Annotated in this window: 15 protein-coding genes and 2 tRNA genes; 16 read left to right on the plus strand and 1 reads right to left on the minus strand. The window is 57.5% G+C overall.

Annotation, left to right across the window (positions count from 1 at the left end):
* Positions 1 to 93: 93 nt before the first annotated feature.
* Genes carB through ACOYXH_RS00435 form a run of 3 tightly spaced genes read left to right on the plus strand, consistent with a single transcriptional unit; the run spans position 94 to position 4,221 of the window.
* The gene (gene carB / locus ACOYXH_RS00425) at positions 94 to 3,315 is read left to right on the plus strand and encodes a carbamoyl-phosphate synthase large subunit (protein ID WP_007915231.1); all 3,222 of its coding nucleotides are present in this window, start codon (positions 94 to 96) and stop codon (positions 3,313 to 3,315) included.
* Positions 3,312 to 3,788, plus strand: coding sequence for a transcription elongation factor GreA (gene greA / locus ACOYXH_RS00430; protein WP_003221530.1), 477 nt, complete (start codon positions 3,312 to 3,314; stop codon positions 3,786 to 3,788). Before carB ends, greA begins: the two co-directional genes overlap by 4 nt.
* 28 nt (positions 3,789 to 3,816) lie before the next feature.
* A complete protein-coding gene (locus tag ACOYXH_RS00435) occupies positions 3,817 to 4,221 on the plus strand; it encodes an MFS transporter (RefSeq protein WP_095049710.1) in 405 nt (134 codons plus the stop codon).
* Between the two features lie 9 nt (positions 4,222 to 4,230).
* Here the strand turns inward: ACOYXH_RS00435 and ACOYXH_RS00440 are convergent, their stop codons facing one another.
* A complete protein-coding gene (locus ACOYXH_RS00440; protein ID WP_003221534.1) occupies positions 4,231 to 4,539 on the minus strand; it encodes a YhbY family RNA-binding protein in 309 nt (102 codons plus the stop codon).
* Between the two features lie 101 nt (positions 4,540 to 4,640).
* Here ACOYXH_RS00440 and rlmE point away from each other — a divergent pair, with 101 nt between their 5' ends.
* From rlmE to truB, 13 genes are all read left to right on the plus strand, one after another.
* On the plus strand, positions 4,641 to 5,270 hold the full coding sequence (rlmE, locus tag ACOYXH_RS00445) for a 23S rRNA (uridine(2552)-2'-O)-methyltransferase RlmE (RefSeq protein WP_007915237.1): 630 nt from the start codon (positions 4,641 to 4,643) through the stop codon (positions 5,268 to 5,270).
* 202 nt (positions 5,271 to 5,472) lie between these two features.
* Positions 5,473 to 7,380: an ATP-dependent zinc metalloprotease FtsH gene (gene ftsH, locus ACOYXH_RS00450; protein ID WP_095049711.1), complete on the plus strand. Its 1,908-nt coding sequence runs from the start codon at positions 5,473 to 5,475 to the stop codon at positions 7,378 to 7,380.
* An 8-nt stretch (positions 7,381 to 7,388) separates the two neighbouring features.
* On the plus strand, positions 7,389 to 8,240 hold the full coding sequence (folP, locus tag ACOYXH_RS00455) for a dihydropteroate synthase (RefSeq protein ID WP_095049712.1): 852 nt from the start codon (positions 7,389 to 7,391) through the stop codon (positions 8,238 to 8,240).
* A 16-nt stretch (positions 8,241 to 8,256) separates the two neighbouring features.
* Positions 8,257 to 9,594 (plus strand): phosphoglucosamine mutase, encoded by a 1,338-nt coding sequence (gene glmM, locus ACOYXH_RS00460; protein WP_064119464.1) that lies wholly within the window; start codon positions 8,257 to 8,259, stop codon positions 9,592 to 9,594.
* A gap of 65 nt (positions 9,595 to 9,659) precedes the next feature.
* Positions 9,660 to 10,415: a triose-phosphate isomerase gene (gene tpiA, locus ACOYXH_RS00465; protein ID WP_016986498.1), complete on the plus strand. Its 756-nt coding sequence runs from the start codon at positions 9,660 to 9,662 to the stop codon at positions 10,413 to 10,415.
* Positions 10,416 to 10,419: 4 nt separating this feature from the next.
* Positions 10,420 to 10,806: a preprotein translocase subunit SecG gene (secG, locus tag ACOYXH_RS00470; protein ID WP_027610782.1), complete on the plus strand. Its 387-nt coding sequence runs from the start codon at positions 10,420 to 10,422 to the stop codon at positions 10,804 to 10,806.
* A 22-nt stretch (positions 10,807 to 10,828) separates the two neighbouring features.
* A tRNA-Leu gene (locus ACOYXH_RS00475) sits at positions 10,829 to 10,914 on the plus strand.
* Positions 10,915 to 11,011: 97 nt separating this feature from the next.
* A tRNA-Met gene (locus ACOYXH_RS00480) sits at positions 11,012 to 11,088 on the plus strand.
* A 139-nt stretch (positions 11,089 to 11,227) separates the two neighbouring features.
* Positions 11,228 to 11,686: a ribosome maturation factor RimP gene (gene rimP / locus ACOYXH_RS00485; protein WP_007915250.1), complete on the plus strand. Its 459-nt coding sequence runs from the start codon at positions 11,228 to 11,230 to the stop codon at positions 11,684 to 11,686.
* 47 nt (positions 11,687 to 11,733) lie between these two features.
* On the plus strand, positions 11,734 to 13,215 hold the full coding sequence (gene nusA / locus ACOYXH_RS00490; protein ID WP_093435760.1) for a transcription termination factor NusA: 1,482 nt from the start codon (positions 11,734 to 11,736) through the stop codon (positions 13,213 to 13,215).
* 27 nt (positions 13,216 to 13,242) lie between these two features.
* Positions 13,243 to 15,774 carry a translation initiation factor IF-2 gene (gene infB / locus ACOYXH_RS00495; protein WP_095049713.1) on the plus strand — a complete coding sequence of 844 codons (2,532 nt, stop codon included), beginning with the start codon at positions 13,243 to 13,245 and terminating at the stop codon, positions 15,772 to 15,774.
* Positions 15,775 to 15,933: 159 nt separating this feature from the next.
* Positions 15,934 to 16,335, plus strand: a complete 402-nt coding sequence (gene rbfA / locus ACOYXH_RS00500; RefSeq protein ID WP_095049714.1) for a 30S ribosome-binding factor RbfA — start codon at positions 15,934 to 15,936, stop codon at positions 16,333 to 16,335.
* Between the two features lie 4 nt (positions 16,336 to 16,339).
* Positions 16,340 to 17,257, plus strand: a complete 918-nt coding sequence (gene truB, locus ACOYXH_RS00505; protein ID WP_034154423.1) for a tRNA pseudouridine(55) synthase TruB — start codon at positions 16,340 to 16,342, stop codon at positions 17,255 to 17,257.
* The last annotated feature ends 11 nt before the right edge of the window (positions 17,258 to 17,268 follow it).

Here is a 17,268-nt window from a genome sequence, read left to right on the forward strand (position 1 = left end):
CGAGGGCGGCCCCGACACCGGCGGCCCCCTCGGGACTTCAGAAATCGATCAAGACGGCTTGCCGACTGACCTGCGGATTTGAGTGACAAACCCATGCCAAAACGTACAGACATTAAAAGCATCCTGATTCTCGGCGCTGGCCCGATCGTTATCGGCCAGGCCTGCGAATTCGACTACTCCGGCGCCCAGGCCTGTAAAGCCCTGCGCGAAGAGGGTTACCGCGTCATCCTGGTGAACTCCAACCCGGCCACCATCATGACCGACCCGGACATGGCCGACGCGACCTACATCGAGCCGATCAAGTGGCAGACCGTTGCCAAGATCATCGAAAAAGAACGCCCGGACGCGGTGCTGCCAACCATGGGCGGCCAGACTGCTCTGAACTGCGCCCTGGATCTGGAGCGCGAAGGCGTTCTGGAGAAGTTCGGCGTAGAAATGATCGGCGCCAACGCCGACACTATCGACAAGGCTGAAGACCGCTCGCGTTTCGACAAGGCGATGAAGTCCATCGGCCTGGCGTGCCCGCGTTCCGGTATCGCCCACAGCATGGAAGAAGCCAACGCGGTTCTCGAAACCCTGGGTTTCCCGTGCATCATCCGTCCGTCCTTCACCATGGGCGGCACCGGTGGCGGTATCGCGTACAACCGTGAAGAGTTCGAAGAAATCTGCGCCCGTGGTCTGGACCTGTCGCCGACCAAAGAGCTGCTGATCGACGAATCGCTGATCGGCTGGAAAGAATATGAAATGGAAGTTGTCCGCGACAAAAAGGACAACTGCATCATCGTCTGCTCGATCGAAAACTTCGACCCGATGGGCGTGCACACCGGTGACTCGATCACCGTTGCTCCAGCACAAACCCTGACCGACAAGGAATACCAGATCCTGCGTAACGCCTCCCTGGCGGTACTGCGCGAGATCGGCGTCGAGACTGGCGGTTCCAACGTGCAATTCGGTATCTGCCCGAACACTGGCCGTATGGTCGTGATCGAAATGAACCCGCGCGTATCGCGTTCCTCTGCACTGGCTTCGAAAGCCACCGGTTTCCCGATCGCCAAAGTCGCGGCCAAACTGGCTGTGGGTTACACCCTCGACGAACTGTCGAACGACATCACCGGCGGCAAGACCCCGGCGTCCTTCGAGCCGTCGATCGACTACGTCGTCACCAAGTTGCCACGCTTCGCCTTCGAGAAGTTCGCCAAGGCTGACGCACGCCTGACCACGCAAATGAAGTCGGTTGGTGAAGTCATGGCCATCGGCCGTACCTTCCAGGAATCCCTGCAGAAAGCCCTGCGCGGTCTGGAAGTCGGCGTTTGCGGTCTGGACGAGAAGCTCGACCTGAGCAACCCGGAAAGCATGAGCGTGCTCAAGCGCGAACTGACCGTGCCGGGCGCCGAGCGTATCTGGTACGTGGCAGACGCTTTCCGCGCTGGCCTGTCGGTCGAAGACATCTTCGGCATGAACATGATCGACCCGTGGTTCCTGGTGCAGATCGAAGATCTGATCAAGGAAGAAGAGAAGGTCAAGACCCTCGGTCTGTCCGCTATCGACCGCGACCTGATGTTCAAGCTCAAGCGTAAAGGCTTCTCCGATCAGCGTCTGGCCAAACTGTTGGGCGTGACCGAGAAGAACCTGCGCACTCATCGCCAGAAGCTGGAAGTGTTCCCGGTCTACAAGCGCGTTGACACCTGCGCCGCCGAGTTCGCCACTGACACCGCTTACCTCTACTCCACCTACGAGGAAGAGTGCGAAGCTGCGCCGTCGGGTCGCGACAAGATCATGATTCTGGGCGGTGGTCCGAACCGTATCGGCCAGGGCATCGAGTTCGACTACTGCTGCGTTCACGCTGCTCTCGCCCTGCGCGAAGACGGCTACGAAACCATCATGGTCAACTGCAACCCGGAAACCGTTTCCACCGACTACGACACTTCCGACCGTCTGTACTTCGAACCGGTAACTCTGGAAGACGTGCTGGAAATCTGCCGCGTCGAGAAGCCGAAAGGCGTGATCGTCCAGTACGGCGGTCAGACTCCGCTGAAACTGGCTCGTGCCCTGGAAGCCGCTGGCGTGCCGATCATCGGCACCAGCCCGGACGCCATCGACCGCGCTGAAGACCGTGAGCGTTTCCAGCAAATGGTTGAGCGCCTGAACCTGCGTCAGCCGCCAAACGCCACCGTGCGCAGCGAAGACGAAGCTGTTCGTGCTGCCGCGAAGATCGGTTATCCGCTGGTGGTGCGCCCGTCTTATGTACTGGGCGGCCGTGCGATGGAAATCGTCTACAAGGAAGACGAGCTCAAGCGTTACCTGCGTGACGCGGTGCAAGTGTCCAACGACAGCCCTGTGCTGCTCGACCACTTCCTCAACTGCGCCATCGAAATGGACGTGGATGCGGTCTGTGACGGCAAAGATGTGGTGATCGGCGCGATCATGCAGCACATCGAACAGGCTGGCGTTCACTCCGGTGACTCAGCGTGCTCGCTGCCGCCGTACTCGCTGCCGGCGCACATCCAGGACGAGATGCGCGAACAGGTCAAGAAAATGGCTCTGGAACTGGGCGTTGTCGGCCTGATGAACGTGCAGTTGGCGCTGCAAGGCGAAGACATCTACGTCATCGAAGTCAACCCGCGCGCTTCCCGTACCGTACCGTTCGTGTCGAAGTGCATCGGTGTCTCCCTGGCGATGATCGCTGCCCGCGTGATGGCCGGTAAGACCCTGAAAGAAATTGGCTTCACCAAAGAAATCATCCCGAACTTCTACAGCGTGAAAGAGGCGGTGTTCCCGTTCGCCAAGTTCCCTGGCGTTGACCCGATTCTCGGCCCAGAGATGAAGTCGACCGGTGAAGTGATGGGCGTCGGCGACACCTTCGGTGAAGCATTCGCCAAAGCCCAGATGGGCGCCAGCGAAGTGCTGCCGACCGGCGGCACTGCATTCATCAGTGTGCGTGACGACGACAAGCCACTGGTTGCAGGCGTGGCCCGCGATCTGATCAACTTGGGCTTCGAAGTGGTAGCCACTGCCGGCACTGCCAAGCTGATCGAGGCCGCAGGTCTGAAAGTGCGCCGTGTGAACAAAGTGACCGAGGGTCGTCCGCACGTGGTCGACATGATCAAGAATGACGAAGTCACCCTGATCATCAACACCACTGAAGGTCGTCAGTCGATCGCTGATTCGTACTCCATTCGTCGTAATGCCTTGCAGCACAAGATTTACTGCACAACCACTATTGCTGCTGGCGAAGCTATCTGTGAAGCGCTGAAGTTCGGTCCTGAAAAAACCGTGCGCCGCTTGCAGGATCTACACGCAGGATTGAAGGCATGATCAAATACCCAATGACCGTCCAGGGCGCCAAAGCCCTGGAAGAAGAACACGCTCACCTGACCAAGGTCGTCCGTCCGAAGCTCAGCCAGGACATTGGTACGGCTCGCGAGTTGGGTGACTTGAAGGAAAACGCTGAATACCATGCTGCCCGCGAACAGCAAGGCATGGTCGAGGCGCGGATTCGTGATATCGAAGGCCGGATTCAGAATCAGGTCATCATCGATGTCACGACCATTCCGCATACTGGCAAAGTGATTTTCGGTACCACCGTCGAAATCGCCAACGTCGAGACTGACGAAAGCGTCACTTACCACATCGTGGGTGAGGATGAGGCTGACTTCAAACTTGGCAAGATTTCGGTCGGCTCGCCTTTGGCCCGTGCCTTGATTGGCAAGGAAGAGGGCGATGTGGTCGCCGTGAAAACGCCAAGCGGCGTGATCGAGTACGAGATTGTCGAAGTCCGTCACATCTGAAAAAGGGCGCCCGCTGCATGCGGGCGCCATGCTTTGGCAGCTGACCCAGATGCTTTGGGTTGGCGGTCTATGGCTGATTCATCTCGGTTTGCAGCCGGCGTTGGGCAAGATTGGCCTGGCACCGCTGCTGATCGATGAGGTGGCCAGTGCATTCGAAGTGCTGGTGGTGGGATTCGCCGCCGCATGCGTGATCTTTCAGGCGCTGGTGCTGGTTCAAGCTGAGGGTCTTGCCAGTCTATGGCGGGATTTTCGCGGGCAGGTGTTGCTGATGGCGTTGTATGCGTGTGCGATGTTTGTCGCAGTGCGTGTCGGCTGGCCGGATGCGCAGCGCTGGCAGGTCTTCAGTTATCTGGTTCTGGGCTTTTCCGGGCTGGTGCTGGTGATGCAGCCGGTGCCGGGATGGAGTGGCAGGGTGCGCGAAGCACACCCTTGACCCTTGTCATCACTTGAAGCGATGAACGTTCGACAGCTGCTTGTTGACGCTGAAGTTCTTGCGGTAAACCAGTGCCATCTTGCCGATGACCTGTACCAGGTCCGCTTTGCCGACCTTGCACAGTTCTGCGATATGCGCCAGGCGCGACTCGCGATCGAGGATGTTGAGCTTGATCTTGATCAGCTCGTGGTCCGCCAAAGCGCGTTCAAGTTCGGCTAAAACACCTTCAGTCAAACCGTTGTCAGCCACCGTCAAAACCGGTTTCAGGTGGTGGCCAATGGATTTGTACTGTTTCTTCTGCTCTGGAGTGAGCGGCATAATCTGACCCTTTCGTCTGGATTCTGTAAAATGGCGGCCATTTTACCCGAGGGCTCGTGGATCCGCCCAATTAATCACGACCCTAATCATCGAGGTGCCCAATGGCGCGTTCCAAGACAAGCCTTGGTTGGCTGAAACGACATGTCAACGATCCCTATGTCAAGCAAGCACAGAAGGATGGCTACCGCTCGCGTGCGAGTTACAAACTTCTGGAGATCCAGGAGAAATACAAGCTGATCCGTCCCGGTATGAGCGTTGTCGACCTGGGTGCGGCGCCCGGTGGCTGGTCGCAGGTGACTAGCCGGCTGATCGGTGGTCAGGGACGTCTGATCGCCTCGGACATCCTGGAAATGGACAGCATTCCGGACGTGACTTTCATTCAGGGCGATTTCACCGAGGACGAAGTGCTCGGGCGGATTCTAGAAGCCGTGGGTAATTCGCAGGTGGACCTTGTGATTTCCGATATGGCCCCCAATATGAGTGGTACGCCTGAAGTGGATATGCCCAAAGCCATGTTTCTTTGCGAGCTGGCGCTTGATCTGGCCGAACGGATCCTCAAGCCGGGCGGTAATTTCGTGATCAAGATTTTTCAGGGCGAAGGGTTTGATGTTTACCTGAAGGATGCTCGCAAGAAGTTCGACAAGATCCAGATGATCAAGCCGGACTCCTCTCGTGGCAGCTCCCGCGAGCAATACATGCTGGCTTGGGGTTATCGCGGGCGTAGCGAGTAAAACGAGGTTTTTGTGCAGGGTGATAGGTTTTTAGTATTTCGCCCGGCGAGCATTAACGAATATTGTGTAGAAAGTGTTTCACAAAGGGTTACAGACGGCGCCTGCCAGAGTTGTAGGTAATGTAGTAAGTTAGGCCGGTGAATATCATGCGAAGCGCGCGCCAGTAGCGGAGCTTGCTTCAGAGGGTAGTTAATTGAACGATATGGCAAAGAATCTGATCCTGTGGTTGATCATCGCGGCTGTCCTGGTGACGGTGATGAACAACTTCTCCAGCCCTAACGAGCCGCAGACCCTCAACTATTCCGACTTCATCCAGCAGGTCAAGGATGGCAAGGTCGAGCGCGTAGCCGTTGATGGTTATGTGATTACCGGCAAGCGCAATGATGGCGATAGCTTCAAGACCATTCGTCCGGCAATCCAGGACAATGGTCTGATCGGCGACCTGGTCGACAACCACGTTGTGGTTGAAGGCAAGCAGCCTGAGCAGCAAAGTATCTGGACTCAGTTGCTGGTGGCCAGCTTCCCGATCCTGGTGATCATCGCGGTGTTCATGTTCTTCATGCGCCAGATGCAGGGCGGTGCCGGCGGCAAGGGCGGACCGATGAGCTTCGGCAAGAGCAAGGCGCGCCTGCTCTCCGAAGATCAGGTGAAAACCACATTGGCTGACGTTGCCGGTTGCGACGAAGCCAAGGAAGAAGTCGGCGAGCTGGTTGAATTCCTCCGTGACCCGGGCAAATTCCAGCGCTTGGGCGGTCGTATTCCTCGCGGTGTGCTGATGGTCGGTCCTCCGGGTACCGGTAAAACCTTGCTGGCCAAGGCGATTGCTGGTGAAGCCAAGGTTCCGTTCTTCACCATTTCCGGTTCTGACTTCGTCGAGATGTTCGTCGGTGTCGGTGCCAGCCGTGTTCGCGACATGTTCGAGCAGGCCAAGAAGCATGCTCCTTGCATCATCTTTATCGACGAAATCGACGCCGTCGGTCGCCATCGTGGCGCCGGCATGGGTGGTGGTCACGATGAGCGTGAGCAGACCCTCAACCAATTGCTGGTTGAGATGGACGGCTTCGAAATGAACGATGGCATCATTGTTATCGCTGCGACCAACCGCCCAGACGTCCTTGACCCAGCGCTGCTGCGTCCGGGCCGTTTCGACCGTCAGGTTGTCGTTGGTCTGCCAGATATCCGTGGTCGTGAGCAAATCCTCAAAGTACACATGCGCAAAGTGCCAATGGGTGACGACGTCGCTCCGGCCGTTATCGCGCGTGGTACTCCGGGCTTCTCCGGTGCTGACCTGGCTAACCTGGTCAACGAAGCGTCTTTGTTCGCTGCACGTAGCGGCAAGCGCATCGTCGAAATGAAAGAGTTCGAACTGGCCAAAGACAAGATCATGATGGGCGCCGAGCGCAAATCCATGGTCATGTCCGAGAAAGAGAAGCAGAACACCGCTTATCACGAAGCTGGGCACGCCATTGTCGGTCGCGTCGTGCCTGAGCATGATCCGGTCTACAAGGTGTCGATCATTCCACGTGGTCGTGCGCTGGGTGTGACCATGTTCCTACCGGAAGAAGATCGTTACAGTCTGTCCAAGCGTGCGCTGATCAGCCAGATCTGCTCGCTGTACGGTGGCCGTATCGCTGAGGAAATGACCCTCGGTTTCGACGGTGTGACCACCGGCGCTTCCAACGATATTATGCGTGCTAGTCAGATTGCGCGGAACATGGTCACCAAGTGGGGCCTGTCGGAAAAACTCGGTCCGTTGATGTACGCCGAAGAAGAGGGTGAAGTGTTCCTCGGTCGCGGCGGTGGCGGTCAAGCTGCCAGCTTCTCCGGTGAGACAGCCAAGCTGATCGACTCCGAAGTGCGCAGCATCATTGATCAGTGCTACGGCACGGCCAAACAGATTCTGACGGACAACCGTGACAAGCTTGATGCCATGGCTGATGCGTTGATGAAGTATGAAACGATCGATGCTGAACAGATCGACGACATCATGGCGGGTCGTACACCACGCGAGCCACGTGACTGGTCGGGGGGCACTGGTACACCACCACCTCCGGTGGTTCATGACGAGCGTCCGGAAACACCGATTGGCGGTCCGGCTGCTGACGTTTAAGGTTTGAAATGACTTCTGTACAGTCCCTGACCCGGTTGCCTTGCGGCAACCGGGTTCTTGATTTGGCCCAGACGCATGTCATGGGTATTCTCAATGTCACCCCTGATTCTTTCTCCGACGGCGGCCAATACAGCCAGCTCGATGCGGCTTTGCGCCACGCCGAGGCTATGGTTGCAGCGGGTGCGACGCTGATTGATGTCGGTGGCGAGTCCACTCGCCCAGGCGCGCGCGCAGTGTCACCGCTCGAAGAGCTTGAGCGTGTGGCGCCGATCGTCGAGCTGATCAATCGCGAGTTGGATGTGATCATTTCGGTGGACACTTCTACGCCAGCCGTTATGCGCGAAACCGCACGATTGGGTGCCGGGTTGATCAACGATGTGCGGTCACTGCGGCGCGATGGCGCGCTGGATGCGGCGGCGGCTACGGGTTTGCCGGTGTGTCTCATGCATATGCTCGGTGAGCCTGGAGACATGCAGGACAATCCGCAGTATCAGGATGTCACGCGCGAAGTCGGTGATTTTCTAGCCGAGCGCATGGCGCAATGTGCGGCGGCCGGTATTCCTGAGGAGCGGATCATTCTTGACCCGGGTTTCGGTTTCGCCAAAACCCTGCAGCACAACCTAAGCTTGTTCAAGCACATGGAAGCCCTCCATGCCCTGGGCAGGCCTTTGCTTGTCGGTGTTTCCCGAAAAAGCATGATCGGGCAGGCCTTGAATCGTCCTGTCGGCGAGCGGCTGCATGGTGGTCTGGCACTGGCGGCGCTGGCATCGGTGAAGGGGGCGCGTATATTGCGCGTCCATGATGTAGCGGAAACGGTAGACGTGGTGCGCATGATCGCAGCCGTGGAATCAGCCGAATAAGAATGATGGAGCACTTATGAGCAAGAAATACTTTGGTACTGACGGCATTCGTGGTCGAGTCGGTGAATACCCGATTACTCCTGACTTCATGCTCAAGCTCGGCTGGGCTGCCGGCATGGCGTTCCGCAAAATGGGCGCTTGCAAGGTGCTGGTCGGCAAGGACACGCGGATTTCCGGTTATATGTTCGAGTCGGCACTTGAGGCTGGTCTGACATCGGCGGGGGCCGATGTGATGTTGCTGGGTCCTATGCCGACGCCGGCCATTGCCTATCTGTCGCGCACGTTTCAGGCTGAGGCCGGTATCGTGATCAGTGCCTCGCACAATCCGCATGACGATAACGGCATCAAGTTTTTCTCCGGTAAGGGCACCAAGCTGCCAGATGAGCTGGAGTTGATGATCGAGGAGTTGCTCGATACCCCGATGACTGTGGTTGAGTCGAGCAAGATCGGCAAAGTGTCGCGAATCAACGATGCATCAGGTCGCTACATTGAATTCTGCAAGAGCAGTGTGCCAACCGGGACCAGTTTTTCCGGTCTCAAGATCGTTATCGACTGTGCGCACGGTGCGACCTATAAGGTGGCTCCGAGTGTCTTCCGCGAGTTGGGGGCAGAAGTCGTTGTGCTGTCAGCGCAGCCAAACGGTCTGAATATCAATGAAAACTGCGGCTCGACCCATATGGGTCAGTTGCAGGCTGCGGTGCTCGCCGAGCATGCCGACCTGGGTATCGCTTTCGATGGTGATGGTGATCGGGTGCTGATGGTCGATCACACTGGCGCCATCGTCGATGGTGACGAATTGCTGTTTATCATCGCTCGTGATCTGCATGAGCGGGGTAAATTGCAGGGCGGCGTTGTTGGTACCCTGATGAGTAATCTGGGGCTGGAACTCGCGCTGGCGGATCTTTCGATTCCTTTCATTCGTGCCAATGTGGGTGACCGCTACGTGATAGCCGAGTTGCTTGAACGCAACTGGCTGGTCGGCGGAGAAAACTCGGGGCATATCGTTTGCTTCAATCACACCACGACCGGTGATGCGATCATCGCTGCGTTGCAGGTGCTGATGGCGCTGAAGACCCGTAATGAAGGTTTGGCGCAAACCCGCCAGGCATTGCGCAAGTGCCCTCAGGTACTGATCAATGTGCGTTTTGGTGGTGGCGAAAGTCCGCTGGAACACCCGGCTGTCAAGGAGGCCAGTGCGCGCGTCACCCAGGCAATGGCGGGGCGCGGGCGCGTGCTTTTGCGCAAGTCCGGGACAGAGCCTCTGGTGCGCGTAATGGTCGAAGGCGAGGACGAAACCCAGGTTCGCAACTACGCCGAAGAGCTGGCAAAACTGGTAACTGAAGTTTCTGCCTGATACGGCTTGCAAGCCATGATTGTGTTGGGTAACATCTGCGCCCACTTTGACCGACGAGGTACAGCATGCGTCGCCCTATGGTAGCTGGTAACTGGAAGATGCACGGTACCCGCGCCAGCGTCGCTGAGCTGATCAACGGCCTTCGTCATCTGGCCTTGCCAAGCGGTGTTGATGTCGCGGTATTCCCGCCTTGCTTGTATATCAATCAAGTGATTGATGGCTTGAAAGGCAAATCGATTTCGGTCGGTGCGCAGAATTCTGCGGTGGAATCCATGCAAGGTGCATTGACCGGTGAGATTGCGCCGAGTCAGTTGGTGGATGCAGGTTGTTCCCTTGTGCTTGTCGGGCACTCCGAACGCCGCCAGATAATGGGCGAGCGAGACGGGATGCTGAATCGCAAGTTCGCAGCGGCACAGGCATGTGGCTTGATTCCGGTGTTGTGTATAGGGGAAACCCTGGAGCAACGCGAAGCTGGAAAAACTCTTGAGGTTGTCGGGCGTCAGCTGGGCAGCATCATCGAGGAGCTGGGTGTAGGTGCCTTTGCCAAGGCAGTCATTGCTTACGAGCCGGTCTGGGCTATTGGTACCGGACTGACTGCTACGCCGCAGCAAGCTCAGGATGTGCATAAAGCCATCCGCGAGCAGCTGGCGGCAGAGAATTCTGAAGTCGCACGAGGTGTGCGGCTTCTATACGGCGGCAGCGTGAAGGCGGCCAATGCGGTCGAACTGTTCGGCATGCCGGATATCGATGGGGGGCTCATTGGTGGAGCTTCCCTGAATGCAGATGAGTTCGGTGCGATCTGTCGCGCCGCGGGAAACTGAAAAAATGCTGGAAACAGTCGTAGTCGTTTTTCATCTGCTGGGTGCATTGGGCGTAGTTGCTCTGGTTTTGCTGCAGCAGGGTAAAGGTGCGGACGCTGGCGCGTCTTTCGGAGCAGGTGCTTCAAATACTGTGTTCGGAAGCCAAGGTTCCTCTACCTTTCTTAGTAAGTTTACTGCTATACTTGCCGCCGGTTTCTTCATAACCAGCTTGGGGTTAGGTTACTTTGCTAAAGAGAAGGCTCATCAGCTGACTCAAGCAGGATTGCCAGATCCAGCAGTGTTGGAAGTACCTAAGCAACAACAACCGGCTTCTGATGATGTCCCGGTGCTTCAAGAGCAAAAGTCGGCTACTCCAGCGACTGACGTACCTCCAGCTCAAGAGCAGAAGTAAGAAGGGTTTCAAACGTAGTTTTGCCGAGGTGGTGGAATTGGTAGACACGCAACCTTGAGGTGGTTGTGCCCATAGGGTGTAGGGGTTCGAGTCCCCTTCTCGGTACCAATTAGTCAGGAGAGCCCGCTGTTGCGGGCTTTCTTGCAGGTGGAAGGTTACATTGACCCTATAAGGGATCGGTCGTATACTTCCGCCCCAGCTTTGTCGCGGGGTGGAGCAGTCTGGTAGCTCGTCGGGCTCATAACCCGAAGGTCGTCGGTTCAAATCCGGCCCCCGCAACCAGTTTAAGGAGCCCCTTTTAAGGGGCTTTTTGTTAGCTGGACACTTTCAACGCCGCTGTTCGACGGCGTTTCAAGGATGGGCGTTAAGCCCATTTTTTTATTTTGCAAAGCATGCACATATCATGCACTAGGGGGTTCAGGTGTCGAGCAAGCTAGAAGAGTTGCAGGCCTTGCTGGCCCCGGTGGTCGTGGCCCTGGGCTATGAATGCTGGGGTATCGAGTTTTCGGCTCAGGGTCGTCACTCGATGTTGCGCGTTTATATCGATAAAGAGGGTGGCGTGCTGGTGGACGATTGCGCCATTGTCAGCCGTCAGATCAGCGGTGTACTGGATGTTGAAGATCCAATTTCCGTTGAATACACCCTCGAAGTTTCCTCGCCTGGCATGGAGCGCCCACTGTTCACTCTTGAGCAGTTTGCAAAATTTGCCGGTGAACAAGTGAAGATCAAGCTGCGCTCGCCTTTTGAAGGTCGACGCAACTTTCAGGGCCTTCTGCGCGGTGTAGAAGAACAGGATGTCGTGGTGCAGGTAGACGACCATGAGTTCCTGTTGCCGATCGATATGATCGACAAGGCCAACATTATTCCCAGTTTTGACTGAGACGCGGATCCCGCGGATCCAATGGCTTGCGAAAGGCGAGGCGTACGATGAGCAAAGAAGTACTGCTGGTTGTTGAGTCGGTATCCAATGAAAAGGGCGTACCGGCAAGCGTAATTTTTGAAGCGCTGGAGCTGGCTCTGGCCACTGCTACCAAAAAGCGTTTTGAAGACGAAGTAGACCTGCGTGTGGAAATTAACCGCCACACCGGTTCTTACGAAACTTTCCGTCGCTGGACGGTCGTTGAAGAGAATGATCTCGACGATCCGGCCATCGAAACCTGGCCAACCAAGGTTGCTGAAACGCATCCTGGCGCCAAGGTTGGCGACGTCGTTGAAGAAAAGATCGAATCCATCGAGTTCGGCCGCATCGCTGCACAGACTGCCAAGCAGGTCATTGTGCAGAAAGTTCGCGAAGCCGAGCGCGCTCAAGTGGTCGACGCCTATCGCGAGCGCCTGGGAGAAATCATCTCCGGCACCGTGAAAAAAGTCACCCGCGACAACGTGATCGTCGATCTGGGTAACAACGCTGAGGCGTTGCTGGCCCGTGAAGACATCATTTCTCGCGAAACTTTCCGTGTCGGCGTGCGCCTGCGTGCGCTGCTCAAGGAAATCCGCACCGAGAACCGCGGCCCGCAGCTGATCCTGTCGCGTACCGCGCCGGAAATGCTGATCGAGCTGTTCCGCATCGAAGTGCCGGAAATTGCCGAAGGCCTGATCGAAGTAATGGCAGCGTCCCGTGATCCGGGTTCGCGCGCCAAGATCGCCGTCCGCTCCAAGGACAAACGCATCGACCCGCAGGGCGCTTGCATCGGTATGCGCGGTTCGCGCGTCCAGGCAGTGTCGGGTGAGTTGGGCGGTGAGCGTGTTGATATCGTCCTGTGGGATGACAACCCGGCTCAGTTCGTGATCAACGCCATGTCCCCGGCTGAGGTTGCGGCAATTATCGTTGACGAAGATGCCCACGCCATGGACATCGCCGTTGGCGCAGACAATCTGGCTCAGGCCATCGGTCGAGGTGGTCAGAACGTGCGTCTGGCGAGCCAGTTGACTGGCTGGACCCTGAACGTGATGACCGAATCGGACATCCAGGCTAAGCAGCAAGCAGAAACCGGCGACATCCTGCGCAACTTCATCGACGAGCTGGAAGTCGACGAAGAACTGGCTCAGGTGCTGGTAGATGAAGGCTTCACCAGCCTGGAAGAGATTGCCTACGTACCGTTGGAAGAAATGCTCAACATCGACGGCTTTGACGAGGACATCGTCAACGAGCTTCGCGCTCGTGCCAAGGATCGTTTGTTGACCAAAGCCATCGCTACTGAGGAAAAGCTGGCAGACGCCCATCCGGCCGAAGACCTGCTCTCGCTTGAGGGTATGGACAAGGATTTGGCGATGGAACTGGCGGTGCGCGGCGTAATTACCCGCGAAGACCTGGCCGAGCAGTCTATTGACGACCTGCTCGACATCGACGGCATTGACGATGATCGTGCCGGCAAGTTGATCATGGCCGCCCGAGCCCACTGGTTCGAGTAATTAGGCGCGGCCTGAGGAGAGAAGTGCATGACGCAAGTCACGGTGAAACAACTGGCCGATGAGGTCAAAACACCGGTAGAGCGCCTGTTGCAGCAGATGCGTGAGGCAGGTCTGCCGCACACCGCCGCCGAAGAAAATGTGACTGACAGTGAGAAGCAGTCCCTGCTGACTCACTTGAAAAGCAGCCACAAGGCGAAAGTGGAAGAACCACGCAAGATCACGCTGCAGCGTAAAACCACCAGCACCCTGCGTGTGGCTGGTAGCAAAAGCATCAGCGTAGAAGTTCGCAAAAAGAAAGTTTTCGTACAGCGTAGCCCGGAAGAAATCGAAGCCGAACGCAAGCGTGAACTGGATGAGCGTCGCGCAGTAGAAAATGCTGCTCGTCAGAAGGCTGAAGAAGAAGCCAAGCAGCGCGCCGAAGAAGAAGCGCGTCGCCAGCCTGCTGCTGCGCAGACCGCTACCAGCGACGCCGTTGCGGCGCCGGCTGCAGCTGCCGAACCTGTTCGCGAAAGCGCGCCGGTGGTTGCCGCTGCTCCAGCTCCGTCTGCTGAAGTTCGTAACAAGCAGAACGAACAGCGCCGTCCGGACAAACCACGTGCTGACGACAACAATCGTCGCAGCGGTGGTGGTGATGGCGAGCGCAAAAACGCTCCGCATCGCGCATCGGTCAAAGAAAAAGCGCCGGCTCCACGTGTGGCGCCACGCACTACCGACGAAGAAAGCGATGGCTTCCGTCGCGGTGGTCGCGGCAAGGCCAAGCTGAAAAAGCGCAACGCCCACGGTTTCCAGAGCCCTACCGGCCCTGTCGTGCGTGACGTGCAGATCGGCGAGACCATCACTGTTGGCGATCTCGCCAATCAGATGTCGGTCAAGGCTGCTGAAATCATCAAGTTCATGTTCAAACTGGGTACTCCAGCGACCATCAACCAGGTACTTGATCAGGAAACTGCTCAACTGGTTGCTGAAGAGCTGGGCCACAAAGTGACCCTGGTCAGCGACACCGCCCTGGAAGATTCCCTGGCCGAGTCCCTGAAGTTTGAAGGCGAAACGTTCTCCCGTGCACCGGTCGTGACCGTAATGGGCCACGTTGACCACGGTAAAACCTCGCTGCTCGACTACATCCGTCGTGCCAAGGTAGCTGCTGGCGAAGCCGGCGGTATCACTCAGCACATCGGTGCGTACCACGTTGAAACCGAACGCGGCATGGTCACCTTCCTCGATACCCCGGGTCACGCCGCGTTTACCGCAATGCGTGCCCGTGGTGCCAAGGCGACCGACATCGTGATTCTGGTGGTTGCAGCGGACGACGGCGTGATGCCGCAGACCATTGAAGCTGTTCAGCACGCTGTAGCGGCTGGCGTTCCACTGGTTGTTGCAGTGAACAAAATCGACAAGCCGGGCGCCGATCTCGATCGCATCCGTAGCGAACTGTCGGTTCACGGCGTGACTTCTGAAGAGTGGGGCGGTGATACGCCGTTCGTACCGGTGTCGGCGAAAGTCGGTACTGGCGTGGACGAGCTGCTTGAAGCCGTTCTGCTGCAAGCTGAAGTGCTTGAACTGAAAGCGACTCCATCGGCTCCTGGCCGTGGTGTTGTGGTTGAATCGCGTCTCGACAAAGGTCGTGGCCCGGTTGCAACCGTTCTGGTTCAAGACGGTACCCTGCGCCAAGGCGACATGGTACTGGTCGGTTCGAACTATGGCCGCGTTCGCGCCATGCTCGACGAGAACGGCAAGCCAATTAAAGAAGCCGGTCCTTCCATCCCTGTCGAGATTCTCGGCCTGGACGGTACTCCAGACGCTGGCGACGAGATGAGCGTGGTTGCTGACGAGAAGAAAGCCCGCGAAGTGGCTCTGTTCCGTCAAGGCAAGTTCCGCGAAGTCAAACTGGCTCGCGCTCACGCCGGCAAGCTGGAAAACATCTTCGAAAACATGGGTCAGGCCGAGAAGAAGACGCTTAACATCGTCCTCAAATCCGACGTCCGTGGTTCGCTGGAAGCTCTGCAAGGCGCTCTGAATGGCCTGGGCAACGACGAAGTGCAAGTGCGCGTCGTCGGCGGCGGTGTCGGTGGTATCACCGAGTCCGACGCTAACCTGGCACTGGCTTCCAATGCTGTACTGTTCGGATTCAACGTGCGTGCCGATGCTGGCGCACGGAAGATCGTCGAGCAGGAAGGTCTGGACATGCGTTACTACAACGTGATCTACGACATCATCGAAGACGTCAAGAAAGCCCTGACCGGCATGCTCGGCAGCGATGTTCGCGAGAACATCCTGGGTGTGGCCGAAGTGCGTGACGTGTTCCGTTCGCCGAAGTTTGGCGCGATCGCTGGCTGCATGGTGATCGAAGGTGTTGTGCACCGTAACCGTCCGATCCGTGTACTGCGTGAAGACATCGTTATCTTCGAAGGCGAGCTGGAATCCCTGCGCCGCTTCAAGGATGACGCTTCCGAAGTACGTGCCGGCATGGAATGCGGTATCGGCGTGAAGAGCTACAACGACGTCAAAGTCGGCGACAAGATCGAAGTCTTCGAGAAGGTTCAGGTTGCTCGCAGCCTCTAACTCGCGCACTTCAGGAGCCGTGATGGGCTGCCGTACTCAACGGTGCGGCGCATCACCCGGACTCTAAACGCAACGCCCGGTCTGGCTTTTGTCAGGCCGGGCGTTTGCCGCTTTCAGACCTTGCGGGTTTCACCGCAGGGCAGTAACAGGTAACAAATCATGGCAAAAGAATACAGCCGTACCCAACGTATCGGCGATCAGATGCAGCGTGAGCTGGCCCAACTGATCCGTCGCGAAGTCAAAGATCCACGCGTGGGTCTGGTCACCATTACCGCTGTGGAAGTCAGCCGTGACGTCGGTCACGCCAAGATTTTCATTACCGTGATGGGCCAGGACAACGCTGAAGATATCGCACAAAGCATCAAGGTGCTCAACGCCGCCGCAGGTTTCCTGCGCATGCAGCTGGCCCGTGAAATGAAGCTGCGCAGCGTGCCGCAATTGCACTTCCACTACGACGAATCCGTCGTGCGTGGCGCGCACCTGTCGGCCCTGATCGAGCGCGCCGTGGCTGAAGACAATCAGCACCTGGACGTCGCTGCACCTGAAGACACCAAGGAGTAATTCGGTGGCTCAGGTCAAACGTATCCGTCGTAACGTCAGCGGCATCATCTTGCTCGACAAACCGTTGGGGTTCACCTCCAACGCTGCGTTGCAGAAGGTCCGCTGGCTGCTCAATGCCGAGAAGGCCGGTCACACCGGTAGCCTCGACCCACTGGCCACCGGCGTCTTGCCGTTGTGCTTCGGCGAGGCCACCAAGTTCTCGCAATACCTGCTCGATTCCGACAAGGGTTATGAAACCCTGGCGCAACTGGGCAAGACCACCACCACGGCTGATGCTGAAGGTGAGGTTTTGCAGGAACGCCCGGTGACCGTTGGTCGCGCCGATGTCGAAGCGGCATTGCCGAAATTTCGCGGGCAAATCAGTCAGATACCGCCGATGTACTCGGCGCTCAAGCGTGATGGCCAACCGCTGTACAAGCTGGCTCGTGCAGGCGAAGTAGTGGAGCGCGAACCGCGTTCTGTTACTATTGCGCGCTTGGAATTACTGGCCTTCGAAGGCGATACTGCGCGTCTTGCGGTGGATTGCAGCAAGGGCACCTATATTCGCACCCTGGTGGAGGATATCGGTGAGCAACTTGGTTGTGGTGCGTACGTCGCTGAATTGCGTCGTACCCAGGCCGGGCCTTTCACCCTGGCGCAGACGGTTACCCTCGAAGAGCTGGAAGCAGTACATGCCGAAGGCGGCAACGAAGCGGTTGATCGCTTCCTGATGCCATCGGACAGCGGCCTGCTGGATTGGCCGTTGCTGCACTTTTCGGAAGCGAGCGCGTTCTACTGGCTCAATGGCCAGCCGGTACGTGCCCCGGATGCTCCGAAGTTCGGCATGGTACGGGTACAGGATCACAATGGTCGCTTCATCGGTATCGGTGAAGTGAGCGAAGACGGGCGCATCGCGCCACGTCGTTTGATTCGGTCAGAATGACCGGAACCGGC

This window comes from Pseudomonas sp. Mb7 (genome assembly GCF_054790525.1).